This is a genomic window from Maribacter sp. MAR_2009_72, from assembly GCF_007827235.1.
Taxonomy (GTDB): Bacteria; Bacteroidota; Bacteroidia; order Flavobacteriales; family Flavobacteriaceae; genus Maribacter; species Maribacter sedimenticola.
In genome coordinates this window covers 2,449,400-2,474,754 of the sequence record NZ_VISB01000001.1, presented here as the reverse complement: position 1 = coordinate 2,474,754, position 25,355 = coordinate 2,449,400, and the positions used below count along the sequence as shown (strand labels likewise).

21 protein-coding genes are annotated in these 25,355 nt (G+C 37.6%); 11 read left to right on the top strand and 10 right to left on the bottom strand.

Annotation, left to right across the window (positions count from 1 at the left end; genetic code table 11):
* The first annotated feature begins 46 nt into the window (after positions 1-46).
* Together JM81_RS10370 and JM81_RS10365 are read left to right on the top strand one after the other, a co-directional pair.
* Positions 47-511, top strand: a complete 465-nt coding sequence (locus JM81_RS10370) for an ankyrin repeat domain-containing protein (RefSeq protein ID WP_089260949.1) — start codon at positions 47-49, stop codon at positions 509-511.
* A gap of 7 nt (positions 512-518) precedes the next feature.
* Positions 519-1,304: an amidohydrolase gene (locus JM81_RS10365; protein WP_144803083.1), complete on the top strand. Its 786-nt coding sequence runs from the start codon at positions 519-521 to the stop codon at positions 1,302-1,304.
* Positions 1,305-1,327: 23 nt separating this feature from the next.
* Here the strand turns inward: JM81_RS10365 and JM81_RS10360 are convergent, their stop codons facing one another.
* Together JM81_RS10360 and JM81_RS10355 are read right to left on the bottom strand one after the other, a co-directional pair.
* Positions 1,328-2,944: an Ig-like domain-containing protein gene (locus JM81_RS10360; RefSeq protein ID WP_144803080.1), complete on the bottom strand. Its 1,617-nt coding sequence runs from the start codon at positions 2,942-2,944 to the stop codon at positions 1,328-1,330.
* 51 nt (positions 2,945-2,995) lie between these two features.
* On the bottom strand, positions 2,996-3,697 hold the full coding sequence (locus JM81_RS10355) for a ComF family protein (protein ID WP_144803077.1): 702 nt from the start codon (positions 3,695-3,697) through the stop codon (positions 2,996-2,998).
* Positions 3,698-3,738: 41 nt separating this feature from the next.
* Here JM81_RS10355 and JM81_RS10350 point away from each other — a divergent pair, with 41 nt between their 5' ends.
* On the top strand, positions 3,739-4,638 hold the full coding sequence (locus JM81_RS10350; RefSeq protein WP_144803075.1) for a hypothetical protein: 900 nt from the start codon (positions 3,739-3,741) through the stop codon (positions 4,636-4,638).
* Positions 4,639-4,675: 37 nt separating this feature from the next.
* The gene (locus JM81_RS10345; protein ID WP_089260944.1) at positions 4,676-6,220 is read left to right on the top strand and encodes a glycine--tRNA ligase; all 1,545 of its coding nucleotides are present in this window, start codon (positions 4,676-4,678) and stop codon (positions 6,218-6,220) included.
* Positions 6,221-6,224: 4 nt separating this feature from the next.
* Here JM81_RS10345 and JM81_RS10340 read toward each other — a convergent pair whose 3' ends face one another.
* Both JM81_RS10340 and JM81_RS10335 read right to left on the bottom strand, forming a co-directional pair.
* Positions 6,225-8,312: a TonB-dependent receptor gene (locus JM81_RS10340; protein ID WP_144803072.1), complete on the bottom strand. Its 2,088-nt coding sequence runs from the start codon at positions 8,310-8,312 to the stop codon at positions 6,225-6,227.
* Positions 8,313-8,338: 26 nt separating this feature from the next.
* Positions 8,339-8,860 carry a hypothetical protein gene (locus JM81_RS10335; protein WP_261375019.1) on the bottom strand — a complete coding sequence of 174 codons (522 nt, stop codon included), beginning with the start codon at positions 8,858-8,860 and terminating at the stop codon, positions 8,339-8,341.
* A gap of 125 nt (positions 8,861-8,985) precedes the next feature.
* Between JM81_RS10335 and JM81_RS10330 the strand changes: the two genes are divergently transcribed.
* Both JM81_RS10330 and JM81_RS10325 read left to right on the top strand, forming a co-directional pair.
* A complete protein-coding gene (locus JM81_RS10330) occupies positions 8,986-9,750 on the top strand; it encodes an exodeoxyribonuclease III (RefSeq protein WP_144803069.1) in 765 nt (254 codons plus the stop codon).
* A 68-nt stretch (positions 9,751-9,818) separates the two neighbouring features.
* Positions 9,819-10,859: an aldo/keto reductase gene (locus tag JM81_RS10325; protein ID WP_144803066.1), complete on the top strand. Its 1,041-nt coding sequence runs from the start codon at positions 9,819-9,821 to the stop codon at positions 10,857-10,859.
* Positions 10,860-10,963: 104 nt separating this feature from the next.
* On the opposite strand, the gene radA is transcribed toward JM81_RS10325, so the two are convergent.
* The 6 genes from radA to panC all read right to left on the bottom strand — a co-directional run bounded on the left by radA (position 10,964) and on the right by panC (position 15,960).
* Complete coding sequence (gene radA, locus JM81_RS10320; RefSeq protein WP_089260941.1) at positions 10,964-12,325, bottom strand: DNA repair protein RadA; 1,362 nt, start codon at positions 12,323-12,325, stop codon at positions 10,964-10,966.
* Between the two features lie 74 nt (positions 12,326-12,399).
* The gene (locus tag JM81_RS18425; RefSeq protein WP_186435561.1) at positions 12,400-12,570 is read right to left on the bottom strand and encodes a hypothetical protein; all 171 of its coding nucleotides are present in this window, start codon (positions 12,568-12,570) and stop codon (positions 12,400-12,402) included.
* A 43-nt stretch (positions 12,571-12,613) separates the two neighbouring features.
* Positions 12,614-13,756, bottom strand: coding sequence for an alpha/beta hydrolase (locus JM81_RS10315; protein ID WP_144803063.1), 1,143 nt, complete (start codon positions 13,754-13,756; stop codon positions 12,614-12,616).
* Positions 13,757-13,782: 26 nt separating this feature from the next.
* Positions 13,783-14,748, bottom strand: coding sequence for a lysylphosphatidylglycerol synthase transmembrane domain-containing protein (locus JM81_RS10310; RefSeq protein WP_144803060.1), 966 nt, complete (start codon positions 14,746-14,748; stop codon positions 13,783-13,785).
* 2 nt (positions 14,749-14,750) lie between these two features.
* On the bottom strand, positions 14,751-15,101 hold the full coding sequence (gene panD / locus JM81_RS10305) for an aspartate 1-decarboxylase (RefSeq protein ID WP_089260938.1): 351 nt from the start codon (positions 15,099-15,101) through the stop codon (positions 14,751-14,753).
* 13 nt (positions 15,102-15,114) lie between these two features.
* Entirely contained in the window at positions 15,115-15,960 is an 846-nt protein-coding gene (panC, locus tag JM81_RS10300; protein ID WP_144803057.1) for a pantoate--beta-alanine ligase, read from the bottom strand.
* Between the two features lie 103 nt (positions 15,961-16,063).
* Between panC and JM81_RS10295 the strand changes: the two genes are divergently transcribed.
* The 5 genes from JM81_RS10295 to JM81_RS10275 all read left to right on the top strand — a co-directional run bounded on the left by JM81_RS10295 (position 16,064) and on the right by JM81_RS10275 (position 25,335).
* Positions 16,064-16,873 (top strand): glycogen/starch synthase, encoded by an 810-nt coding sequence (locus tag JM81_RS10295; RefSeq protein ID WP_089260936.1) that lies wholly within the window; start codon positions 16,064-16,066, stop codon positions 16,871-16,873.
* A 5-nt stretch (positions 16,874-16,878) separates the two neighbouring features.
* Positions 16,879-18,810, top strand: a complete 1,932-nt coding sequence (locus JM81_RS10290; protein WP_144803054.1) for a DUF4270 domain-containing protein — start codon at positions 16,879-16,881, stop codon at positions 18,808-18,810.
* A 153-nt stretch (positions 18,811-18,963) separates the two neighbouring features.
* Entirely contained in the window at positions 18,964-20,808 is a 1,845-nt protein-coding gene (gene glmS / locus JM81_RS10285) for a glutamine--fructose-6-phosphate transaminase (isomerizing) (protein WP_144803052.1), read from the top strand.
* Between the two features lie 187 nt (positions 20,809-20,995).
* The gene (locus JM81_RS10280; protein WP_144803046.1) at positions 20,996-23,779 is read left to right on the top strand and encodes a TonB-dependent receptor; all 2,784 of its coding nucleotides are present in this window, start codon (positions 20,996-20,998) and stop codon (positions 23,777-23,779) included.
* Between the two features lie 20 nt (positions 23,780-23,799).
* On the top strand, positions 23,800-25,335 hold the full coding sequence (locus JM81_RS10275) for an SGNH/GDSL hydrolase family protein (protein ID WP_144803043.1): 1,536 nt from the start codon (positions 23,800-23,802) through the stop codon (positions 25,333-25,335).
* The last annotated feature ends 20 nt before the right edge of the window (positions 25,336-25,355 follow it).

Sequence of the window (25,355 nt, the reverse complement as noted above, 5' to 3'; positions counted from 1 at the left end):
TGGAAAACAACCTTTTTATAACTTAATAACCGTAACATTTTCAATTATGAACGAATTTTTTTTTAAAGCAATAAGGGAAGGTAATTATAATGAGGTGAAGGCAATGTTAGATAAAAATGCCGTTTTGGTCAACAGTAAGGATTCTAGAGGCTCTACCCCATTAATTTTGGCAACGTATTATGATGAAACAGAAATAGCCCGCTTGTTACTTGAAAAAGGAGCAAAGATAGATGCTGTGGACGCCTCCGGAAATACAGCGTTAATGGGGGTTTGTTTTAAAGGGTTTACGGATATTGCCAAACTTTTGATAGACAAGGGTGCGGCCCTTAACGAAAGGAATGCAATGGGGGCTACATGCCTTATCTATGCAGCACAGTTCAATAGACTGGAGATTGCAAAATTATTGATTGCCAATGGTGCGGACAAGTCCATAAAGGACAACAGGGGCAATAGCGCTTTGGACCATGCCAAGACCCAGGGTTTAAGTGCGTTGATAGATTTATTTGAATAAATTGATAATGTCCAATAAAGATAACTTACATCTGCAGGTAGCATTGGTACAATCTCCTATCAAATGGGAAGATCCCCAAGGCAACAGGTCATTTTTTGGCCAAAAAATAGATCAGGTAAAGGAGAAGGTAGATTTGATCATTCTACCTGAAATGTTTAGCACCGGTTTTACGATGTCGCCAGAAAATATTCATGAAAAGGAAGGCGATATTACCTTGCAGTGGATGCAGAAAATGGCGCAAAAAAGAGATTGTGCCGTTACCGGAAGTATGGTCTACAAAGAGGAAAACCATTATTATAATCGTCTTTTTTTTGTGTTCCCTAACGGCCATTATGAATCGTATGATAAAAGGCATACGTTTACCTTGGCAGGCGAGCATAAGAAATATACAAAAGGTACCAAAAAATGTATTGTGGAATATAAAGGGTTTAAAATATGCCCTTTGATATGCTATGACCTTAGATTCCCTGTTTGGAGCAGAAATACTAAAGATGTTGACCTTTTGCTTTATGTAGCCAATTGGCCGGCTCCAAGAGTTAACGCTTGGGATGCACTCTTAAAGGCAAGGGCTATAGAAAATATGGTGTATTGTATTGGTGTTAACCGTGTAGGAAAGGATAATGAAGGTCATTTATATACAGGCCATTCCGGAATTTATGATCCATTAGGGGAACGCATAGGTTTTTCTGAAAAAGATGAAACTTTAGTTAGGACTCTGGATAAAGCAATTCTTAACAAGTACCGTGAAAAATTAAGGTTTTTGGAGGATAGGGATATTTTTACAATTCATTAATCACCATAAGCTATACAAGGTGTTTACTCAATAAGGTTAAAAGTTTCAATCTTCTCCCAATTGGCACGTAACTCAATAGTTGTTGGGTAATAGCTTACCCGTTCTGGCTGTATTTTTTTAAGGTAATTTCCGGTATCCCATTTTCCGTTTCCGTTCAAGTCATAAATTACCCTGGCCATATATTTACCCGGATTTAAGTTGATGAATTCAAATGATTGTGATTCTTTAGCATAAATTTCACGTTGAACCTCTCCTTTTTCATTGGTTAATTGCACTATGATTGGATATTGAATGGTATTGGAATTAAGGTTTAAAGTTAAGTTTCCATAATCGGCAGGACTTTTGGTCCTTAAGTTATATGAAACGGTATCGTTAGTTTGTTCAAAAAAATCGGTAATGGCACCGGGGAAAAGATCAAGCTGATAATTTTGACCGGTTGCTATGGTAAAGTCGAAATTTAATTGATTTTCCAGCGTGTCCAACGTAATGGTATGAACAATCGGTACAGAATCTTTGTCCATTAATTTTATCTTGGTGGTATCAAAACTAATCAAGGGCGTATTGATTTGTAAATTAATAGGTTGATCAAATTCAATATTTCCCCTTTGGTTCATTGAAATTTTCAGGGAATCAAAAGCAACTTTTCTGTTTTTAACGTTAAACGTATCCTTTAACTTGAGTTGTTCGTTGGTAATTGAAAATAGGATAGAATCCATCTCAAAAGGGGTGAACCAAAAATTTAAGGTGTCCTTGTCCCTTTCTTTTACCACAATGGATTTTACAGTATCCGGAAGCGCATTTACTGGTTCTATGCTAATGGCGGAGCCATCGCCATAATAACCGAAGCTTATTTTGTTACTAGCAACCATACTGGGCACGGCTACCCCATAATCGGGAATTTCCTTGAACAGATTCAATAGGTAAATAGAATCTGTAGGTAAGTTAATGGTGTCTTCCACAAAACCTATTTTGTCCGTTTTTTGATCAAATACATTATTGTTAGCGGCATCTTTAATACCAAATAGCGCGTATTTGCCTTCTTTTAAATTTTTAAGTTTAAAAATTACGGCGCTATCCAAGGTATTTGTAATGTAATTTGGAGGGCGTTTATATATGGTAGAATCAGTATAGCTAGTGTCAATTTTATATAGCATTACACTAATAAACTGATCCACTTTTTTATTGAAGGCATCTGTGACCACACCTGATAATTCAAGGGAATCTATATAATCCCCGGTAGAAAATATGTAGGTAAAAAACGGAATGGCATTTTCTTCATTGTTGTCCACAATACCTCGCCCAAAATTAAGAGTGTAGGTAGTATTGGGCTCCAAAGTATCCTTTAAGGTAATTTCTACAAATTTATTGGCACCTCCAAGTGGTGATAGGATAGGGGCGTACTTTAGGGGTGGGGATATAATAAGTTGTTTTTGTATATCTTTTAATTTCACCAGCTCGTCAAAATACAGGCGAATCTTTTTTTCGCTGAAATTAGTAGATAAATTGGCGGGTTCCGCCTTTAGCAGTTTTGGTGGCGTAATGTCCTTTGGTCCTCCTGTAGGTGTGCCTCTTTGAGCACATTGATAGGATACCAACAAAATGATAAATAAAAATATAAAACCTAGAATTTTTCTACCCATACGTGCTATAATCGACCACAAAGAAACAACATATTTTGTACAATTGTAAGCCTATTGTACAAAGGCCATGCTGGCAATATAAATACCAACACCGTCTATTTTTTTTAAACTACTTGCGCAAATTTCCATAGTTGCACCCGTGGTAATAACATCATCCAAAAGCAAGATGTTCTTATGTTTAAGTATGTCACTATTCCTAATTTCAAACAGGGAACGGTTGTCATACCATCTTCCCAATCTATTTTTTTTGGTCTGTGTTTTTGTATTGGCGGTTTTAATGAGCAAATCATCTGCGTATGTTGCGTTGATATGAAAAGCAATACGTTGGGCAAATAAGGAAACTTGATTGTATCCACGTTTTCTAAATTTTTTTTGATGTAAGGGCACGGGTATAACATAATCAATACAATTAAGATGCCCATTTTTTTTCAATATTTGTCCAAACCAGTCGCCTAAAAACTCGCCAATTTTTTCCTGATTTTTGTATTTTAAATTGTGAATAAGGTTTTTAACTATTCCAATATCGGTGAAGAAAAGGAAAGAATTTGCCTTTTTGATGTTAATTCGACCATAAAAAATACGGTCAACGGCATTTTCTTCGTTAAAATTATACTCGGTGAGTGGTAATTGATGTCGGCAAAGTGTGCAAAGCATAACCTCTCCTCCGTATAATCGTGCATTACATCCAAAACATGATATGGGCAGGAGAATGTTAGTAACATCCTTTAGTATATTTGAAATTCTGTTTTGCATCAAATTTTACAGATTAAATTAACCTACAGGCCGTGTTTTAAATGGACAATCAAGATAACAAATTCAATTATAAAATTCTGCTCGCTGCATTTGTGGCTGTAATCATTGCGTTATTGATCGCATTTTATTACAGTTATGCGCAGTCTAGTGCCCAAATAGACTTTTTGGAGCAGGAAAAAGCTATATTGGTAAGGGACCTTACCATTATGAAGGCAGATGTAGATCGCCTTGCCGCCAAAAATGAAATGAACGAGATAGAATTGCAAGATTCCAAATTTAGGGTACAGGAACTTTTGGATTCTGTGGGCAGGTTAAACTTTACCGTAGAAAAACTAAGGGAATTTAAAAGTGAACTTAGAAGATTGGAGTCTAAAAACGACAGTTTAATATTAAAGAATAATTTCCTTCGCTATAACAACATGCTGTTGACCGATAAGTATGACGAATCGCGTAAGCAGGTAGAACAATTACGTGCCAATAGTAATTCATTGGCAGAGGCAGAAGCCTTACAGCGCAGGAAAATTCTGGAATTGAATCAAAAACTAAAGACAAAGAGCTATTTAAAAATGGCCAATGCCGAAGGGAGCGGTTTCAGGATCGTAAGAAATACCAGGCCTACCAAAACCAATAAAGCATCGATTATTGAAAAATTAAGGGGCTGTGTAACCATATTGGCGGACGAGAGCGAAGCGGATAGCGAAAAAATTATCTATTTACAGTTTTTGGACCCCAATAAACAGATCATAGAGGATAATGCCAATACTATTACGGTTAATGGTAATGTGTATAGTAAAAGGGTTGAGTTTGTATTTACTGGATTGGAGTCTTATATATGCGAGGCCATTACGATACCAGAAGGTTCTCTGATCCCTGGTAATTATACCTTAAATGTCTTTGAGGATGAACGGTTGATCACTTCTTCAGAATTTCAATTAAAATAATTATTCTTTTTTTGGGCTATTGTTCTATTTTTGCCGCATGGCAAAGCAAGAAGATGATTTTAAGCGTGTAATATCCCACGCAAAGGAATACGGATACGTATTTCAATCTAGTGAAATTTATGATGGGTTAAGTGCCGTTTACGACTATGGTCAAAATGGTGTAGAACTCAAAAAGAACATACGCGACTATTGGTGGAAGGCAATGGTGCAGCTCAACGATAATATTGTTGGCTTGGATGCGGCAATTTTTATGCATCCTACAACCTGGAAAGCATCTGGACATATAGATGCTTTCAACGATCCATTAATAGATAATAAGGATTCCAAAAAGAGATATAGGGCAGATGTCTTGGTAGAGGACTATGTGGCCAAGATCGATGCTAAAATTGAAAAGGAGGTCAATAAGGCGGCCAAGAGATTTGGTGATGCCTTTGATAAACAAACTTTTTTGGAAACCAACCAAAGGGTAGTTGATTACCAATTGCAAGGAAAAACAATTTTGTCAAGATTGGGAAAATCATTGCAGAATGAGGATTTGGCAGATGTAAAGGCCTTGATCGAGGAATTGGATATTGCATGTCCTATGTCCGGTTCTAAAAATTGGACTGATGTAAAGCAGTTTAATCTCATGTTCGGCACCAAACTAGGTGCCAATGCAGATACTGCTATGGATCTTTACCTTAGGCCAGAAACTGCCCAAGGTATCTTTGTGAACTTTTTAAATGTTCAAAAATCTGGCCGAATGAAAATTCCGTTTGGGATTGCACAGACCGGTAAGGCTTTTAGAAATGAAATTGTCGCTAGACAGTTTATATTCAGGATGCGCGAGTTTGAGCAAATGGAAATGCAATTTTTCATTCAGCCGGGTACCCAAAAAGAGTGGTATGAGGTTTGGAAGGAAAAGCGTATGAAATGGCATTTGTCCTTAGGTTTGGGCGAAGAAAACTATCGCTTTCATGATCATGAAAAATTAGCCCATTACGCAGATGCGGCCGCAGATATTGAATTTCGTTTTCCGTTTGGCTTCAAAGAGCTTGAAGGTATCCATTCCAGAACGGATTTTGACCTAGGTAGTCATGAGAAATATTCCGGTAAAAAACTACAATATTTTGATCATGAGGTGAACAAGAACTATGTGCCTTATGTCCTTGAAACCTCTATTGGCTTGGACAGAATGTTCTTGGCTGTATTCTCAAACTCCCTTAAGGAAGAGGAATTGGAGAATAATACAACTAGAACTGTACTTAAATTACCACCGGTTTTAGCACCGGTTAAAGCGGCAATTTTGCCATTGCTGAAAAAGGATGGTCTCCCCGAAATAGCCCATGGTATTATAGATGACCTTAAGTGGGATTTTAATGTGGTCTATGACGAAAAAGATGCGGTCGGTAGAAGGTATAGAAGACAAGATGCCAATGGTACGCCTTTTTGTATTACCGTGGATCACCAAACCAAGGAAGATCAAACGGTAACCATTAGACATAGAGATTCTATGGACCAAGAACGCGTAGCAATATCCTCATTGAACCAAATCATTCATGATGCGGTTGATATGAGGACCTGGTTAAAGAAGATGGAATAGGTAGTTATAAACTATATTTTAACTGTACACCACCATATAGGTTGGTATTGTTCCCAGGATAGAAATATCTTGGGGCACTACCTCCAAAACTACTTGCGTTTATCAATACGGATTGCGCATATTTTGTATCCGTAATATTATTGACTCCCAACTGAACACTTAGATGTAAATGGTCGTTGATCGGGCTGCCATAACCCAGTTTTGTATTTAATAAATGAAAGGAGTTGCTGTATATACTATTTGCATCGGTCAATGGAATCCTATCTACGAACTGATGAGTTAAATTAGCAAAGAAACCATTTCCAAAACTAGTTTGTAATCCAAAATTTATTCTGTGTTTAGGAACCCCTGTCAATGAATTGCCGGCATAATCCTGTTCAGCTTCCTCGTCTTCAAATTCCACAAACCTATGGGCGCTAAACGAATAATTTAAAAAAGGAGCAATGGATATACGGGGAGAAATGTTAAAGACATAATTCCAGTCAATGTCAAGACCTTTGTGTTCTGTCTTTCCTGCATTTCTGCCTATATATTGGTCTTCACCTATTCTTTTTGCCACTAAGAGATTGTTAATGGGCATCAAATAAATTGCAATGTTTAAATGCATCTTTTTCTCCCTGTCTGTAAGTTTGGTGCCCACTTCGTAATTCATGCCAATTTCTTGCTTAATGTCCGGATTAATAACTCCTTCGGGAGTAAGTGTTTCTTCAAGACTAGGGTTAGAATATCCCCTGCTGATATTGACATATATTTGGCTTAGGGCCGTAGGCGTATAATTTAAGTCTAAACTTGGTAACAGGAGCGTTTTAAAATTCCGTTGGGCGCTTTTATTAAATTCTCCGGTAGTAAAACGGTCTCTAAAATCATATTGTGTTTTATTTATATTTAGTCCGATCTGGGCGGCAAGATTCTTTAACGGGGAGTATCCTAAAGTGGCAAAACCGTTAATTTGTGTTCTAAACTCTTTGTTGTCATTAAGTCTATCTCCTTGAAAACTGCCATTGCCGTTATTCTGCTCATATAAATTTTCAAAAATTGCCCATGTATACTCATCCTTATAGAGTTCTCCTCCAATGGTATAGGAAAGGGTTTTTTGAAATGCATTAAAGTTGCCGGAAAATAAACTCCTAAAACCAAATCCATTGGTGTATTCATCCAATATATTAAATGGTCTGGGTTCATAATGGTCCAGGTAGGTGTAGAAAACACTACTTGTGTTAGTTAAATTGGTAGTAGGACTATAGGTGTGGCTTACGCCAATAAGACTGTAGTTGTTGTCCTCGTAACCTTGGGCGTTTTTCCATGTAAATGCCGCTTGTGTTGGGTCTTCATCAAAGTCGGATTGATTGATGGAACTGGCAATTTGGGCAGAATAGTCTATGTGGTTTATAAGCAAACCTATTTCACTTTTGTTGGAAATGCTATAGATTGAATTCAGCAAATATCCATCACGTTCAAACCTATTATTCTCCCTATAGCCATCAATTTCCATATGTCCGTATTGAAAAGAGAGATATAAATCTTTTTGATGATGGGAAAAACCAAGATTATTTTTGAATAGGCCGTAAGAACCTAGTGTGGTCTTGTTGGTAAAAGTTGTAGGTCTGTTGCTCGGTTGTTTTGTGTTCAAGATAATGGCTCCTCCCAAGTTGGTTCCAAAACCAGTACCTTTAGGTCCTTTGATAATTTCTACGGAAGTTAGGTTTTCTAGATCATAGGCCTCTATGGTAGAGAACCCTGTACCATTTGTTACCGGTATATCATTGTAATATAATCTTAATTTATCTGTACCGAAAGGGGTTCTTGACCCAACGCCCCTTATAGTAATTCTATTGGTGTTCAAGGCTCCGGATAATGCATATACACCAGAAACTTGGTTTATAGCGCCAATAAAATCTACAGGGCTATAGTTATTGAATACAGATGCACCTATAATTTTGGAAGGAATGATTCCTATAGCGTTTTTGGCAGTAAGGGTGTCTATTACTATGACTTCCTTAAGTTGTGTAACGCTATCTTTTAAGATTGTGTTTTGGGCAAGAAGGTTAATGTAGAAAATAACCGAAAAAACAAGGGTAAGTGTAGTTTTCATAGGGATTTAAACCTCAAAAATACCTATTAAAATCGAAAACCTAGTGACAGTCCCGCTTTGAACATAAAATCGCTCTGAAAATCTTCTGGGTTTATATTTCTGCCTAGCCCACCATTTATTTCAATAATGAAACGTTGGCTTCTTGTAGTCCATTTTGAACCCGCTCCAAGACCTATGGCGGTAGTGGCATAGTCATAATCCCTTCCGCCTAAATTTTGGGAAACTTCATCATCTTCACCAGTATAGTACAACCCAAAAACTTCTGCAAAAAAACCGCTTTGCGGTGCGTAACCAAAATAGGCCCTAACATTTGGACCTATACCAAAATTTCCATTATAAGCGGTAGCATCTCCACTAAAATAAAGGGTGCCACCAACACTGGTATCCTCGTTTAAATAATATTCATATGAACTTTCTATTACGGAAGTAACAAGAAACTGACCAACATTGAATTTTATTTCATGCCGGTTAGAGTCATTATAATAGGCTTGGCCGGCCATTGATATCGAAAAAAGTACTGCTGTAAGGGATACTAAAAACTTCATCATATTTCTATTTTGGTAGTACATAATGGTTTAAATGATGTTCCAAAACCGTGAAATTAGGGTTTTTTAATGGGTTTTTTATTCCTAAAATCTACGATCCTTTTCTATTTTTGAAACAAAACATAGAAATGAAAATTATATCCTATAATGTAAACGGAATTAGGGCCGCTTTAAAAAAAGGATTTTTAGAATGGTTGACGACCGTTTCGCCAGATGTAGTTTGTCTACAAGAGATCAAGGCGCATGAAGAGCAGTTGGATCTATCCTTGTTCGAGCAAGCGGGTTATTCATATAATTATTGGTATAGCGCGCAAAAGAAAGGATACAGTGGTGTGGCCATACTTTCGAAGACCAAACCGGATTCAGTGGTTTATGGTACAGGTGTAGAATATATGGATTTTGAAGGGAGAAATATTAGGGCTGATTTTGGTGATATTTCTATTATGAGTATGTATTTACCCTCGGGGACCAATATCCAACGCTTAGATTTAAAACTTACCTATATGGATGATTTTCAGGAATATGTAAATAAATTAAGGAAATCCCATCCAAATTTAATTGTTTTGGGGGATTACAATATTTGTCACGAAGCTAGGGATATCCATAACCCAATAGGATTAAAGAACGTTTCCGGTTTTTTACCCGTTGAGCGTGAATGGATAGGTAATTTTATTGCTAGCGGATTTGTAGATAGTTTTAGGGAGTTTAATGAGGAGCCGGAACATTATACCTGGTGGAGCTATAGGGCTAATGCTAGGAACAATAATAAAGGGTGGCGCCTTGATTATGCTATGGTCGCCAATTCGTTAAAAGATCGTTTGTCCAGGTCCGTAATTCTGTCCGAAGCAAGGCATAGCGATCATTGTCCTATTTTAATAGAGCTAGATAGATAAGGGAAATTAGGTAAGTACCCTCAATATAATTGCTAGCTTTGCATTAAAATGATAAATTTTTAAGTTGAATGATCTACACCAATTTACCACACACAGATATTGAAGTAAGTAAAATTTGTTTGGGAACCATGACATGGGGCAATCAAAATACAGAGGCCGAAGGACATGAACAAATGGATTTTGCTGTAGAACAAGGAGTCAATTTTTTTGATACTGCTGAGCTTTACCCCATTCCGGCCCATAAAGATAGATATGCGGTTACCGAGAAAATTATTGGGAGCTGGTTTAAGAAAAGAGGTAATAGAGAAGATATAGTTCTTGCAAGTAAGATTGCCGGAAGGGCAGAAATGTCAAAATTTATAAGAACTACGGGGTTCACAAGAGATTCTATTATAGAAGCGGTCGAAGGAAGTCTGCAGCGATTAGGAACTGATTATATTGATTTATATCAGTTACACTGGCCTGAACGTACGACCAATTATTTTGGAAAAAGAGGGTATAAGCATGATATTACCGATCATTGGGAAGATAACATACACCAGATATTGGAGACCTTAAGGGACTTGGTTCGTGAAGGTAAGGTCAGGCACGTGGGGGTTTCCAATGAAACGCCATGGGGAATCATGCGCTATTTAGAGGAAAGCAAGGTTCATGGTACTTTACCTAGAATGATTACGGTGCAAAATCCTTATAGCTTGTTGAACAGATTGTATGAAGTGGGTATGGCAGAAATATCCGCACGGGAACAAATAGGTTTGTTGGCATATTCCCCATTGGGTTTTGGAGCTTTAAGTGGAAAATATTTAGGGGACCGTCTGCCCAAAGGGTCACGATTGGAACGTTTTCCTCAGTACAATAGATATGTTGGTGAAACCGCATCTAAAGCAACGAAGAAATATTACGAACTAGCCCAGTCCAACGGACTTACACTGGCTCAAATGTCATTGGCTTTCGTGAATTCAAGGCGTTTTGTCACCAGTACTATTATTGGAGCTACAACAATGCGTCAATTAGAAGAAAATATTGGAAGTATAGAAGTAGCGCTATCCAATGAAATAATAGATGAAATTGAAGCTATTCATGAAAGTATTCCAAATCCGGCACCATAGATGATTGAGCATATTTTTTTAAAAGTAGGATTCTGGCAGATTATAGTTATTGCCGCCGTTATTATAGTTATTATGGTCTTTGCCAGGATAATGCGTGATAAACGTTAACCGAACAAATGACGTACCACCTCTTCGATTTTTGAGGCCATAAGTACCTTGATCGTTGTTGACTTAAGTCCAATTTTATTGTTTTTGGAAACTATAATAGTGGTGTAACCTAGTTTTTCTGCCTCTGTTATACGTTGTTCCACACGTTGAACAGGTCTAATTTCCCCGGCCAGACCAACTTCTGCGGCAAAACATACGCCCTTTGCAATTGGGATATCTTCGTTACTTGAAAGTATGGCTGCAACAACAGCGAGGTCTATAGCCGGATCATCTACGGAAATACCTCCGGTAATATTAAGGAATACATCTTTAGCCCCAAGCCTAAAGCCGGCACGTTTTTCCAATACGGCCAAAAGCATATTTAAGCGTTTAGCATTGTATCCAGTGGTAGAACGTTGTGGTGTGCCATAAACTGCGGTGCTCACCAATGCCTGGATTTCTATCAACAAAGGTCGCATGCCCTCAACGGTTGATGCAATTGCCGTTCCGCTAAGTCCTTCTTCGTTTTTAGATATCAAGACCTCAGAAGGATTATTGACCTCTCTTAAACCACTGCCCTGCATTTCATAAATTCCAAGTTCAGCGGTAGAACCAAATCTATTTTTTAAAGATCTAAGTATTCTGTAGACATAGTTACGGTCTCCCTCAAACTGTAAGACGGTATCTACCATATGTTCCAAAATTTTTGGACCGGCAATGGAACCATCCTTCGTAATATGCCCGATAAGGATTACAGGAGTGTTCGTTTCTTTGGCAAATTTTATAAGTTCAGCAGTACATTCACGTATTTGGGATATGCTACCGGCGGCAGATTCAATATAGTCCGTATGTAGGGTCTGTATGGAATCTATGACTACAATATCAGGTGCAGTGGCTTCAATTTGCTTAAAAATGTTCTGCGTCTTGGTTTCGGTAAGGATTAGGCATGTTTCACTATTGGGAAAAATCCTATCTGCTCGCATTTTAATTTGCTTTTGACTTTCTTCGCCAGAGACATATAAAGTTTTGTACGGTAATTTTAAGGCAATTTGTAGAAGTAAAGTGCTTTTTCCTACACCGGGTTCCCCGCCTAATAGTACTAATGCACCAGGTACCAGACCACCTCCAAGAACCCTGTTGAACTCTAGGTCAAAAGTGTTTAAACGCACTTCTTTTTCAATACTTATTTCATTGACCAATAATGGTTTCGAAACTCTTTTATTAGCAGGAGTATTGGTTTTCCATGTGGTTTTTTCCTCTTTTTGGACCACTTCTTCTACAACTGTGTTCCATTGTTTACAAGCAGAACATTGACCTACCCATTTTGCATATTGAGTTCCGCAATTTTGACAAAAAAATGCAGTTTTTACTTTTGCCATCTTTAATATTTACCGTGCGGGTTAAAGGTAGCAAGAAGTTTATAAAGTGCTAAAGTTTTAAAATTGGTTTTGAATTAATTATTACCGGAACGTTCTTTTTTATGGGCGCTAAATGCTAAAAAGAAAGAGGCCCAGGCCATAAATAGGGCAATTCCGTTATAGGGTAAAACAAATTCTCCTTTTAATCCAAAATAAGTAAAAAGTACTCCTGAGAATACAAAATACATTGCATTGGTTTTAATCATAATAAGTAGGTTTGGCTAATTTGGGAACTAGCTTTTTAATTTATTAAAATCCGAAATCGGCTTTTAAGGCATCCATTTTTTCAAGGGCCATTTCTTTAGTTAAAAAATCTATTTCTTTCATTTGAAAAGCTTTTTCAAATGTTCTTAATGCTTTTTTGGGTTCACCTAACTGCTCATAATATTCCCCTTCAAAATAAAATCCGAGCATGGTTTCAGGATATTCTTTTTTACAAAGTTCCGATAAGGGTTTTAGGGACTCAAAATCCTCTTTTTTTCTTGAGGCCGCATATATGGCCATAATATCATTTAATTCTACGGGTTTGCTAAAGCCGAATATATCCACAATGTTTTGATACTTTTTTTCTAGATAATTATAAACCGGTTCTTCACTGGTAAGTATTTGGGTTTTATATTCTTGTGGGCTAATGGGCTTGAACATGCCAAATATATTGTCAAAAGATTTTCCTATTCCGTAAGTGGCTACGGAAATATGGTCTGCGTTTTTATATTCATCAAAATAATAGTGCAAGGTTTCTTTTTCCAAAGCCTTAATGCCCTGGTTCATTGCCATTATTTTTTTGGTATCCTTGTTCTGTTCCCCTTCAACGATCAATTGATAAAATATTTGGTTGTCAAATGTATTCAGTCTCATAGGCACCCTTGTTTCCATTTCAGGGGCAAGGGTAGGTGAAATACAGATATAAGCATCAAAAATGGAATTCTCCTTAAAAAGCCAATAGTTTTCAAAATTGGCGGTAATATCATAACCAACGATCATTTTAAAAGGAGCGGTACTGTAGTTTAGGTCCAAATATGGAATTAGTTCCATGCCAATGAATTCATAAAAACTTTTGCCTTTTTCAGACGGGAGCCCACTATCCGGGTCAAAGGCACAATCCTCAAACCTAAGCTCGTTTTCGCTTTGGTTTATTCCAACAACGATACTTTGGGGCATACCGTGGAATTGACTATAAAATTTAGATGATGCCACAACTTGTTCAAACAGATATTCACCATCCAAGACTATAATAAGCGGATATTTTTTGGTGTCATCCAAGTTTTTCGGAAAATAGTAATGTACGTCCCTTCTTTCCTGTAGTTTAAAGGATTCAAAGATTTCCTGGGAGACTTGGGAGTAAGATATCACACTTAAAAAAAGCGCGTATACAACAATGAGATTACGCATATAAGGCAAGTTCTAAATAGTTGGTACTATTTGTTTCTGTTTAATAACGGTAATAGAAGAAAAGATATTGCACCGAAAACAACTATCATCATTGTCTGGGCAATCCAGATGATCCACCCAAATGCATCTCCGGAAACAGCACTTATGCCATAAATGGCCAAAGCACTACTTACTGCAATAGGATAAAGACCTATTCCGCCATTGGTGGTTGCCATGGCAAATGAACCTGCAATAAATGCAACCAATAATTGCCCAAGGGAGAGGTGCAGGGTTTCAGGAAGCGTAAATTTAATGACCCAGAACATGCCAATATAACAAGCCCAAATAAATAATGTATGAAAGATGAACAACCATTTATGTTTCATCTTAAAAATGCTGAAAACACCATCCAAAAGGCCTTTTACGAACATTTTTATTTTTTTGGCAATGGAAGATGAGCTTTTTTTAATAAATAAGATAAATATTCCAAAGGACAATATGCCTGCCCCAAGTAATAAAAGGATGCCGGTAAAATTAATGCCTCGCTCAATGAGCATGGACATTATTATATCTGTCTGTAATAAAAAAGTAATTAAAACTATGGCCAACAGCATGATTACATCTATGACTCTTTCCGTGACTATGGTCCCAAATCCTTTTTCAAAGGGTACGTTTTCATATGTAGTAAGTGCTGTAGCTCTTAGCACCTCACCAGTTCTAGGTATTCCAAGATTGGCAAAATAAGAGGTGAGTATGATCAGTATATTGTTCTTTATGCGTGGTTTATATCCAAGAGGCTCCAAAAGATAGTTCCATCTAACAGCTCTTGAAACATGGCCTAAAATACCCATGAGCACGGAAAGAAAGACATAAAGGGGGTCGGCTTCCTTAATATAGAATACTATTTGCGATCTATTTTCGGGAGTAGTATTGGTATAGGAATACCAAACTAAAAAAACTCCCAATGCAATTGGGAGTATAATCTTTAATTTATGTTTTAGACCGGTCGTCAAATTTAATTCAATAAGTTGTTTGTTTCGTTAGGGAACACCAATGAAGGATTAAATTTTTTGGCAGCTTCTATGTCCATCCAAGCGTAAGTAATGAGAATTAGGATGTCTCCTACGGCAACTTTCCTTGCTGCCGCACCGTTCAATGTTATTTCACCACTAGATCTAGGACCTGGTATTGCATAGGTCTCAAGGCGTTCACCATTGTTATTGTTAACAATTTGTACTTTTTCCCCCCTAATTATGTTAGCGGCATCCATTAAGTCCTCATCAATGGTAATGCTGCCTATATAATTAAGGTCGGCACCAGTGACTTTTACTCTATGTATCTTTGATTTTACAACTTGTACTTGCATCTTACGAAATTAGTTAATTAAGGGCTAAATTGTCTATAAGCCTAACATTTTCGGCATAGGCTGCAATAAACGCCCTGTATTTAATATTATTGCTTTTTTGTTTGATCGGGGTCAAGGTTTCGCTATCGGTAATTTCAAAATATTCTAACTGAAAATCAGCGTTTTGCTCAAAGGCCTTATGAACCCAATCCTTAATACTTATAACATTTTCTGTGCCAAATTTTTGTTTAGCGGTTTTTAGCGTCTCGTAAATGAACGCCGCTTTTAGTCGTATTGTATCGCTTAACCTTTCATTTCGGGAGCTCATTGCCAAACCGTTTTTTTCACGTACAATTTCACAGCCTAATATTTCAACGGGTAAATGCTGTAATTCTTTCATTTTTTGAATGATCCTTAGTTGTTGAAAATCTTTTTCTCCAAAATAAGCTTTGTTGGGAGACACTAGCCTAAGAAATTTTTCAACTATGGTACCTACTCCATTAAAATGGTTGTCTCTAAATTCACCTTCCATTACTTTATCCAATCCGTCAAAATCATATAGGTTATGGATGACATTTTTCTCGTAGATTTCACTAACGGAAGGTGCAAACACAATAGCTTCATCTGCTACCGAAGCAATAAGGTTAATGTCATTTTCCAAAGTTTTAGGATATTTCTCCAAATCCTCACTATTATTAAATTGTGTAGGGTTTACAAAAATACTTACAACAATATAATTGTTTTCTTCTGCCGCTCTTTCGATTAAGGAAACATGCCCTTCATGAAGTGCGCCCATTGTAGGTACAAAGCCCAGACTCTGCTCTTTGTCAATTTTATCCAGTTCTGCCCTCAGGTCATTTTTGGTCTTGATTACCAACATGTAAAATGTAATTTAGCGAGCAAACTTACTATAATTACTGCTAATCTCTATATTTTTTGTAATTTTGCACTTGCGTTCTTGTGAAAAATAAAATATAACCTTTATGAATGGTAAAAAGATATTATTTGTATCTTCTGAATTAGTTCCTTACTTACCCGAAAACGAAGTTTCCCTAATGTCTTATGAAGCACCTAGAATGGTCAACAGCAATGGTGGCCAGATAAGGATATTCATGCCACGTTATGGGAATATCAATGAAAGGAGGCATCAACTGCACGAAGTAATACGTCTTTCCGGTATGAATTTGGTAATTAATGATATGGATATGCCATTGATCATTAAGGTTGCATCAATACCAAAAGAACGTATTCAGGTTTATTTTATTGATAACGAAGAATATTTTAAGAGAAAGGCTACGTTTACCGATAAGCAAGGAGTATTGTTTCCTGACAATGACCAAAGAGCGATCTTCTTTGCTAAAGGGGTCATGGAAACGGTTAAGAAATTAAATTGGTCTCCGGATATTATTCACGTACATGGTTGGATGGCTAGTCTTTTGCCATTATATCTTAAAAAATACTACGCGGATGAGCCTTTGTTTGGGGACAGTAAGATCGTGTTGTCTGTATACGGTAAAACTTTTGATGGCACTTTAGATCCTGAAATGATCAAAAAAATTGCATTTGATGGTATTCCTGAAGAAGCTATTTCTTCTTTGGCAGAGCCTACTTATAATAATTTGTTAAAGGTGGCCGTAGATTACGCGGATGCAATTATTTTAGCTTCGGAAGAAATTCCGGAAGAATTAGAGAACCATATATCCAACCAAGAAAAACCAGTGTTACCATACGTACCTGTGCAGGAATTTGAAGAGGCGTATGCTAATTTTTATAACACAGAAGTTTTAAAATAATCTGAATGAATTTTTTTGATAAGTCCGCCACTCCCAGGTTTGTGGGATTGTTTTTGATATTGGCTTTTTTGGTTTCTTGTGAGCAAGATTTGACTACGGTAGGCGCAGGAGTTGTTGGTAACGAACCTTTTACTACAGGACAGGAAGTCTATGATGTATTTGTGTATAACAAGAATATAGAGGCGGTACAGTCCAATAAGTTGCCAATATATCAAATTGGGACTTATAATGACCCTGTATATGGTAAAACAAGGGCTTCTGTAACTTCTCAAGTATTATTGTCCTTGCAAAACCCAACTTTCGGTAATTTTTCTCAAGAAAAGGAAAATAATGCAGGCAGTGCAGATGAGGCAATTACGGTTATTCAGGAAAATGAAACTGTAGAGGAGGTATATCTATATATCCCCTTTTTGTCAAAGTCCATAACTCCGGATAGTGATAATGATGGGGTGAATGATGAATTTGATAATGAACCCTTGAATCCGGACAATGATAACGATTTGGATGGTGTATCCAATATTTTGGAAACGGCTGCAGGAACCGATCCATTGGATAGTGGTAGTGTAGATGCTGATGGTGACGGTTTATATGATGATAATGGAGAAGCGATCATATCAAATAATTTTGCGGAGCGTATAGAATTGGACAGTATTTATATCAACGGAAAAAAGTTTGATAACAGTCTGTATTATGATGCCATAACAGATGAGAATCTACCTACATTTAATTTAAAGGTAGAAAGGTCTACGTATTATTTAAGGGACCTTGATCCAGATGCTAATTTTCAAGAATCACAGGAATATTTTACTTCTCAAGAGATTTCACCTTCATTTGTTTCAGATGTATTGTTTGACGGTGAAGTAAAAATTGATAATAAAGAAAAATTGATACTTAATGAGGATGATGAGACAACTACGGAGGTAGATGAATCATTGACCAATATAAAATTGAATCCGGGAATTCGCGTGAAATTGGATAATGAATTTTTTCAAACCAATCTTTTGGACAAGGAAGGAAGTTCGGAATTATTGAGCCAAGCTAATTTTAAGGAGTTTTTAAGGGGGCTACACTTTTCAATTACGGACGAAGTTGGTAATGAGGTTTACTTTATGTTCGACCTTAAAACAGCCAATATTACCGTGACTTATAGTTACGATAGTTATGATACCAATGGAACAGCAGATGATACAAGTGATGATATTGTCAACGTAAAAAAAGAGAAAGATTTTGTTCTTAACTTTTTGACCCAAATATCAAGTGGATCCGTAAGCGGTAATGCCGTAAATACCATTACAGCTGAAAGTTATTCGCCGGAAATTGCACAATCTTTGGATAATGAGGAAAATGCATCAAGAATATATTTAAAAGGAGGACCAGGTACCTATGCCGAAATTAATTTGTTCGAGGAGAATGGAGGGGAAAGTATTGTTGAACAAATACGTGCTGAAAACTGGGTAATCAATGAAGCCAATCTGGTATTCTATGTAGATAGGGAGATGTTGGATGTTAACGGTAGTGCTTTGGAGCCAATAAGGCTATATCTTTATAATTCAGAAAACAACTTTCCTTTGATCAATCAAAATACAGAACAAAATAACCTTGAGGCCAATCCAATAACGGGGCTTTTTCTGAATTACGATGGTATTTTGCAAAAAACGGATGGAAAAGGGGTGAAATATTCTGTTAAGATAACAGACCATATCAACAATTTGGTTGTGAGGGACTCTGCTAATGCCACTCTGTCATTGACCTTGTCTACCAATATCCAAAATTGGAATGTAGCACCGGCCAAAGTAACGGGAGAAGAAAAATCTATAGCTACAACTTCTAATTTAACTCCTTTAGGAACAGTATTGTATGGTAGTAATGTGCCAAGTACCGATCCTAATTTTGATAAGCGTTTAAGGCTTGAGATTTTTTATACAAAGGCCGACTAGGTAAACCTATTTCTATTTCCTATAATTAATTTGGTATTCGTATATCATTTTATAGATTATTCACGTTGTATACCCTAAATGGTATAAAATTTGGTCACGATGGTATATTTTCGTGTAGGATAATTAAAAAATAAGTCAGCAAATAATAGTTATATGTGTGGAATTGTAGGTTATATAGGTCATAGGGATGCTTTTCCCATAGTAATTAAAGGTCTTCAGCGATTAGAATATCGTGGTTATGACAGTGCAGGTATTGCGTTGTATGACGGGAACAAAATCAACCTCTCTAAAACTAAGGGAAAGGTAGAGGATTTAAAAAACAAGGCCAAGGAGATTTCTTTGGAAGGAAGTATAGGAATTGGTCATACCCGCTGGGCTACCCATGGTGTTCCAAATGATGTTAATTCCCACCCGCACTATTCAAATTCAGGAAATCTGGTGATCATTCACAATGGTATCATTGAAAATTATGAGGCCATTAAGCAGGAGTTGACCAAAAGGGGTTATGTATTTAAGTCGGATACGGACACTGAAGTATTGGTCAATTTAATAGAGGAAGTTAAGAAAACGGAAGATGTGAAGTTGGGTAAGGCTGTGCAAATAGCGCTTAACCAAGTTGTTGGTGCCTACGCAATTGCCGTATTTGATGTTGAAAAGCCAGATGAAATTGTAGTTGCAAAATTAGGTAGCCCATTGGCTATTGGTATTGGCGACAATGAATTTTTTATTGCTTCAGATGCTTCGCCTTTTATCGAATTTACCAATAATGCCGTCTATCTTGAAGATGAGGAAATGGCTATCATTAGATTGGGCAAGGAGATTAAATTAAGAAAGATTAAAGATGATTCAGTTGCGTATCCAAGGATTTTGGAATTGCAAATGAATTTGGAGGAAATAGAAAAAGGTGGATATGACCACTTTATGTTAAAGGAAATTTACGAACAACCTAGGGCTATAAAGGACACCTACAGAGGTAGATTATTGGCAGATCAAGGATTGGTAAAAATGTCCGGTATTGAGCAAAATATGGAGAAATTCATCAATGCCAATAGAATCATCATAGTGGCTTGTGGAACTTCATGGCATGCAGGTCTGGTGGCGGAATATATTTTTGAAGATTTGGCAAGAATACCTGTTGAGGTTGAATATGCGTCTGAGTTCAGGTATAGAAATCCGGTTATTACGGATAAGGATGTTTTAATTGCGATATCCCAATCTGGAGAAACAGCGGATACCTTGGCGGCAATTAAACTTGCAAAAGAGAAAGGTGCATTTGTTTTTGGTGTTTGTAACGTTGTAGGGTCCTCTATTGCTAGAGAGACAGATGCAGGTGCATATACGCATGCGGGTCCTGAAATAGGTGTTGCTTCTACGAAGGCCTTTACTACACAAATTACAGTACTAACGTTAATGGCCTTAAGGTTGGCCAAGGCAAAAGGTGAATTTTCCGAAACCAAATACCGTGAATATTTAACGGAATTGGAAACAATACCTTCCAAGGTTGAAAAATCGTTGGAGTCCAATGCTTTAATAGAAATTATTGCTGATGTATACAAGGATTCTACCAATTGTCTATACTTGGGTAGAGGATATAATTTCCCAGTCGCCTTAGAAGGGGCGTTAAAATTAAAAGAGATAAGTTATATTCATGCAGAAGGATATCCTGCCGCGGAAATGAAGCACGGACCTATAGCCTTAATTGATGAACATATGCCCGTTTTCGTTATTGCCACTAAAAAAGGGCATTATGAAAAGGTAGTAAGTAATATTCAGGAGATTAAATCAAGGAAGGGTAAGATTATCGCTATTGTTACCGAAGGTGATGAACAAGTGAGAGATTTGGCCGACCATGTGATTGAGGTCCCGGAAACGTTGGAAAGTTTGACTCCACTTTTGACTACCATTCCTTTGCAACTACTTTCTTATCATATTGCGGTAATGAGAGGCTGTAATGTGGATCAACCCAGAAATTTAGCCAAATCGGTAACGGTGGAATAGAAGTAAGATAAATTATATTATAGCGGTGTGGAGCAATCCATACCGCTTTTTTTTGCGCAATACACAATATTTATAGGGTATAATTATCAAAATAATACTATGCATGCATAATTTTTTTCAAATTACTATTTTCGAGATAAAATAATCTGTATCTTGAGCCCGAACTAATTTTAAACTTAAATTAAGAATGAGAGCAATACTACTTATAGCATTGTTTGGTTTTGGAACCTTAGGGTTTGCACAGACCAATATCAATGGTACGGTTGTTGATCAGAACAACCAGCCTATCCCCGGGGCCAATATTGTTATTGTTGGTAAAACTATTGGGACTGTATCGGATTTTGACGGTAATTTCAATTTAGAAACTTCTGAGGTTCCACCTTTTAAAATAGAAGTCTCAAGTATTGGGTATACAAATGCCACCGAAACGATTACAAGTAATAATCAGACGGTAAATATTATTTTGACAGAATCCCAAACATTTTTGGATGAGGTCGTTATTTCGGCATCAAGAACCCCTGAACGAATTTTTGAATCCCCCGTTACAGTAGAAAGAATTGGTATTTCCGAAATAAAAAGTACCACGGCTGCAGATTTTTATGGCGGTTTGGAAAATTTAAAGGGAGTAGATGTAAATACGAACAGTTTAACATTTAAATCGGTAAATACCAGAGGATTTGCCTCCTTTGCCAATACTCGATTTATGCAGTTGGTAGATGGTATGGACAATTCTACGCCCGCACTTAATTTTCCTATTGGAAACTTGGTAGGTATGATAGAAACCGATGTTTCCAGTGTGGAGTTATTACCAGGGGCATCATCGGCATTGTATGGTGCTAATGCATTTAACGGAATATTGTTTATGCGCAGTAAGAGTCCGTTTGACCATGAAGGAATAAGTGTTTCTATAAAAAGAGGTATTACTTCTCAAAAATCTGCAGGGGATAACGCCTATACGGATGTTGGGATTAGGGCTGCTCATAAATTCAGCGATAAATTTGCGGGAAAGGTCAATTTTGGTTATTTGAAAGGTACGGATTGGGCCGCTACAAGTGAAGTGGATAAGACTAGGCCCGGAGGTACTAGGGCAGATTTAAATTATGACGGTATCAATGTCTATGGTGATGAGGTTGCAACAGATATTAAGGATGTGGCGCTTACATTAGAAGGATTAGGTATTTTACCTGCCGGTGCAAATGCATTGGTTCCTTCGCAAATTGTAAGTAGAACCGGTTATAATGAAAATGTATTGACCAATTACAATGCGGAAAGTATTAAAGCGGATTGGGGTCTATATTATAGGCCAATTGAAGATAATAGTTTGGAATTGTCCTATGTAGGTAAGGTAGGTACGGGTAATACGATTTACCAAGGAACCAACAGGTACAATATAGCTGGGTTTTTTCAGGAACAGCACAAGTTGGAAGTAAAGAACGACAACTTCTTTGTAAGGGGCTATGTAGTAGCTGATAAAGCCGGTGATTCTTATGACATGGTATTTACAGGTATTAATATTAACAGGGCTTGGAAAGATGACAACACTTGGTTTGGTGAATACACCGGTACATATGTACAGGCCACCTTGGCAGGAGCAACCGATGAGCAAGCACATGCTGCGGCTAGGGCTCAAGCGGAGACAGGTAGGTTTTTGCCTGGAACCCCGGAGTTTCAAGCTGCTTTTGATAGAAGTATCAACGATCCGGATTTGACAACGGGATCAAAATTTCAGGATGCATCCAAATACTATCATGCAGATGCCAATTACAATTTCAGCCATTTAATAGATTGGGCAGAAATTCAGGTTGGGGGTTCTTTTAGGGAATACAGTTTAAATTCTTCCGGTACTATATATACTGATTTTGATGGACCCATAAATTACTCTGAATTTGGTATTTATTCACAAGTACAAAAGACATTGCCTTTTCAAAATGAAAAGAGCTTAAAACTTACCGGATCTATTCGTTATGATAAGTCAGAATTTTTTGACGGATTTATATCGCCTAGGTTATCTGCAGGTTTTACCCTGAACAGAGATCATAATATAAGGGCCTCTGCGCAAACTGGTTTTAGAAACCCAACTACCCAAGATCTTTTTATTGGGTTAGATGCAGGTAGGGCAATCTTGGTTGGGTCCGCACCAAACAATTTGGATCGTTATTCCAGGGATTTTGAAGTCAGTGGAGGTGGTCAGCTTTTAGGGCAGCCAAGTACAATAAACCAAACCGGGGCGGCGGCATATAACAATTCTTATTCCGCAGCATCCGTAACTCGTTTGTCGGAAACGGGAAATCCTGCCGATTTGGAAGTAGCCAACCCTGATATTATAAAGCCCGAAAAAGTAACTTCCTTTGAAGTAGGTTATAGGGGAAAGGTTGATAAATTGGTAATTGATTTTAGTACTTATTTTAATTCTTATCAAGACTTTATTTCCCAGGAAGTGGTTGTTGCCCCATATTACGGTACTGTTGGTGATGGAGGTTTATCCATTGCGGCAATTTCAAACGGGGATTTCCAAGCTTATAGTGCATATACAAATACAGATGCAGATGTAAATTCCTATGGTGCCTCATTAGGGTTAAGTATGAAAGTACTTGGTAATTTTGATCTGGAAGGAAGTTACACTTTTACTAAACTTGATTTTGACCGCGATGCAAACCCAGATGTAATGTTGAATTTCAACACTCCAGAGCATAAATTCAAGGCTTCTTTTGGGAACAAGGAACTGTTCAATAATTTTGGTTTCAACGTATCCTATAGATTTAGCGATGATTATTTCTGGGAAGCTACTTTCGGTAATGGTGTAGTACCTGAATTTCATGTAGTGGATGCGCAGATTAATTATGATGTGCCCAGTATTAAGTCCACGTTCAAACTAGGAGGTACCAACCTTACTAATAAGGAATATTTTACTGCATTCGGTACTGGATTTATAGGGTCTATGTACTACTTATCTTGGACTATTAACAACTAATTTTTAAATAAGGAGTTGAAATGAAAAATTTAAAATTTATATATATTTCTATAGGGATCTTGGCTTTTACGGCTTGTAATGATCCAGAAGATGTTGATCTTTCACCAGAAGTGATTGTGGAAGATCCTGTTGAATTGACCGCTGGCTCTGCTGATTTTTCAAATTATGTGGCCTTGGGCAATTCATTGACTGCAGGTTTTACGGACGGAGCTTTGTTCCAAGCTAGTCAAAGTATGTCGTTGCCAAATTTATTGTCCCAGAAATTTAGTTTAGCGGGTGGCGGAAGTTTTGTACAACCGCTTACCAATGATAATTTTGGTGGACTTGCTGCCGGTGGAGAAAGAATTCAAGACCCTAGATTGGTTTTTGGAGGTGCTGGTCCTGTACCGTTAGAAGCCGCTTTGGGCGCATCGGTTACTGTTTCGACGGATATAGTATTGAACAACCCTACCGGTCCATTTAATAATCTGGGCGTACCAGGAGCTAAAAGCTTTCATCTACTGGCGCCAGGATATGGTAATTTGGCAAATGTATCTTTAGGTTTGGCAAACCCTTATTTCGTAAGGATGACAGGAAATACACCTAATATTAGCGTATTAGAAATGGCTGTAAGTCAAGCTCCTAGCTTTTTCTCTCTTTGGATAGGTAATAATGATGTACTGGGCTATGCAACTACAGGTGGTGACGGTACTAACCCAATAACTCCGGTTTCCGGAGTGCCAGGTGTTGGTTTTGATGGTAGTTACGGAGCTTTGATCGCAACCTTGACCGCAGGAGGTGCAAAAGGAGTGGTTGCCAATATTCCTAATGTGGTAGATATTCCGCATTTTACTACAGTTCCCCATAATCCGGTACCTCTGGATGCTGCTACTGCAGCTGCGGTGAACGGGGCTTATGCACAATATAATGGTGGTTTGCAAGCTGCCTTTGGCGCTTTGGCAGGTACAGGATTGTTTACACAGGAAGAATTAGAGGCTAGAACGATAAATTTTGTCGAAGGACCTAATAATGCGGTAGTCATAGAGGATGAATCATTGACGGATTTAGGAGCTATTAATCCGGCATTTGCTGCATTGCCAAAAATTAGACAGGCCACGGCTAATGATTTATTGGTATTAACGGCATCAAATTTTATTGGTACACTTGCAGTACCGGGCAATCCTTTATCGGTAAATGGAGTTGCCGTACCACTTGCGGACAAGTGGGTATTAATTCCTAGTGAACAAGAAGAAATTGCAGTGGCTATTGAGGCGTTCAACCAAATTATTGAAGCAACGGCCGCCCAAGCCGGTCTTGCCTTGGTGGATGCAAATTCCTTATTGAACCAGTTGGCCAATGGTGGTATTACCAGTGGTGATTTTACGTTAACCTCTAGTTTGGTGACGGGAAGTGCATTTTCTTTGGACGGTGTACATCCTACTGCACGCGGGTATGCGTTGTTGGCAAATGAGTTCATGAAAGCGATTGATGCTACTTATGGTTCAAACTTTGAGGCATCGGGCAATTTGCTTGATGTAGGTGATTATCCTACAAATTATTCTCCCACGTTACAGTAATGGAATATATAATTATCAAT

Excerpts from the sequence above, each read along its gene's own strand:
- JM81_RS10340 (WP_144803072.1), bottom strand. The coding sequence starts at position 8,312 with ATGAAAACTACACTTACCCTTGTTTTTTCGGTTATTTTCTACATTAAC.
- JM81_RS10355 (WP_144803077.1), bottom strand. The coding sequence starts at position 3,697 with ATGCAAAACAGAATTTCAAATATACTAAAGGATGTTACTAACATTCTC.
- JM81_RS10350 (WP_144803075.1), top strand. The coding sequence starts at position 3,739 with ATGGACAATCAAGATAACAAATTCAATTATAAAATTCTGCTCGCTGCA.
- radA (WP_089260941.1), bottom strand. The coding sequence starts at position 12,325 with ATGGCAAAAGTAAAAACTGCATTTTTTTGTCAAAATTGCGGAACTCAA.
- JM81_RS10280 (WP_144803046.1), top strand. The coding sequence starts at position 20,996 with ATGAGAGCAATACTACTTATAGCATTGTTTGGTTTTGGAACCTTAGGG.
- JM81_RS10290 (WP_144803054.1), top strand. The coding sequence starts at position 16,879 with ATGAATTTTTTTGATAAGTCCGCCACTCCCAGGTTTGTGGGATTGTTT.
- JM81_RS10325 (WP_144803066.1), top strand. The coding sequence starts at position 9,819 with ATGATCTACACCAATTTACCACACACAGATATTGAAGTAAGTAAAATT.
- glmS (WP_144803052.1), top strand. The coding sequence starts at position 18,964 with ATGTGTGGAATTGTAGGTTATATAGGTCATAGGGATGCTTTTCCCATA.
- JM81_RS10335 (WP_261375019.1), bottom strand. The coding sequence starts at position 8,860 with ATGATGAAGTTTTTAGTATCCCTTACAGCAGTACTTTTTTCGATATCA.
- JM81_RS10295 (WP_089260936.1), top strand. The coding sequence starts at position 16,064 with ATGAATGGTAAAAAGATATTATTTGTATCTTCTGAATTAGTTCCTTAC.
- panC (WP_144803057.1), bottom strand. The coding sequence starts at position 15,960 with ATGTTGGTAATCAAGACCAAAAATGACCTGAGGGCAGAACTGGATAAA.
- panD (WP_089260938.1), bottom strand. The coding sequence starts at position 15,101 with ATGCAAGTACAAGTTGTAAAATCAAAGATACATAGAGTAAAAGTCACT.
- JM81_RS10345 (WP_089260944.1), top strand. The coding sequence starts at position 4,676 with ATGGCAAAGCAAGAAGATGATTTTAAGCGTGTAATATCCCACGCAAAG.
- JM81_RS18425 (WP_186435561.1), bottom strand. The coding sequence starts at position 12,570 with ATGATTAAAACCAATGCAATGTATTTTGTATTCTCAGGAGTACTTTTT.
- JM81_RS10330 (WP_144803069.1), top strand. The coding sequence starts at position 8,986 with ATGAAAATTATATCCTATAATGTAAACGGAATTAGGGCCGCTTTAAAA.
- JM81_RS10275 (WP_144803043.1), top strand. The coding sequence starts at position 23,800 with ATGAAAAATTTAAAATTTATATATATTTCTATAGGGATCTTGGCTTTT.
- JM81_RS10365 (WP_144803083.1), top strand. The coding sequence starts at position 519 with ATGTCCAATAAAGATAACTTACATCTGCAGGTAGCATTGGTACAATCT.
- JM81_RS10315 (WP_144803063.1), bottom strand. The coding sequence starts at position 13,756 with ATGCGTAATCTCATTGTTGTATACGCGCTTTTTTTAAGTGTGATATCT.
- JM81_RS10360 (WP_144803080.1), bottom strand. The coding sequence starts at position 2,944 with ATGGGTAGAAAAATTCTAGGTTTTATATTTTTATTTATCATTTTGTTG.
- JM81_RS10370 (WP_089260949.1), top strand. The coding sequence starts at position 47 with ATGAACGAATTTTTTTTTAAAGCAATAAGGGAAGGTAATTATAATGAG.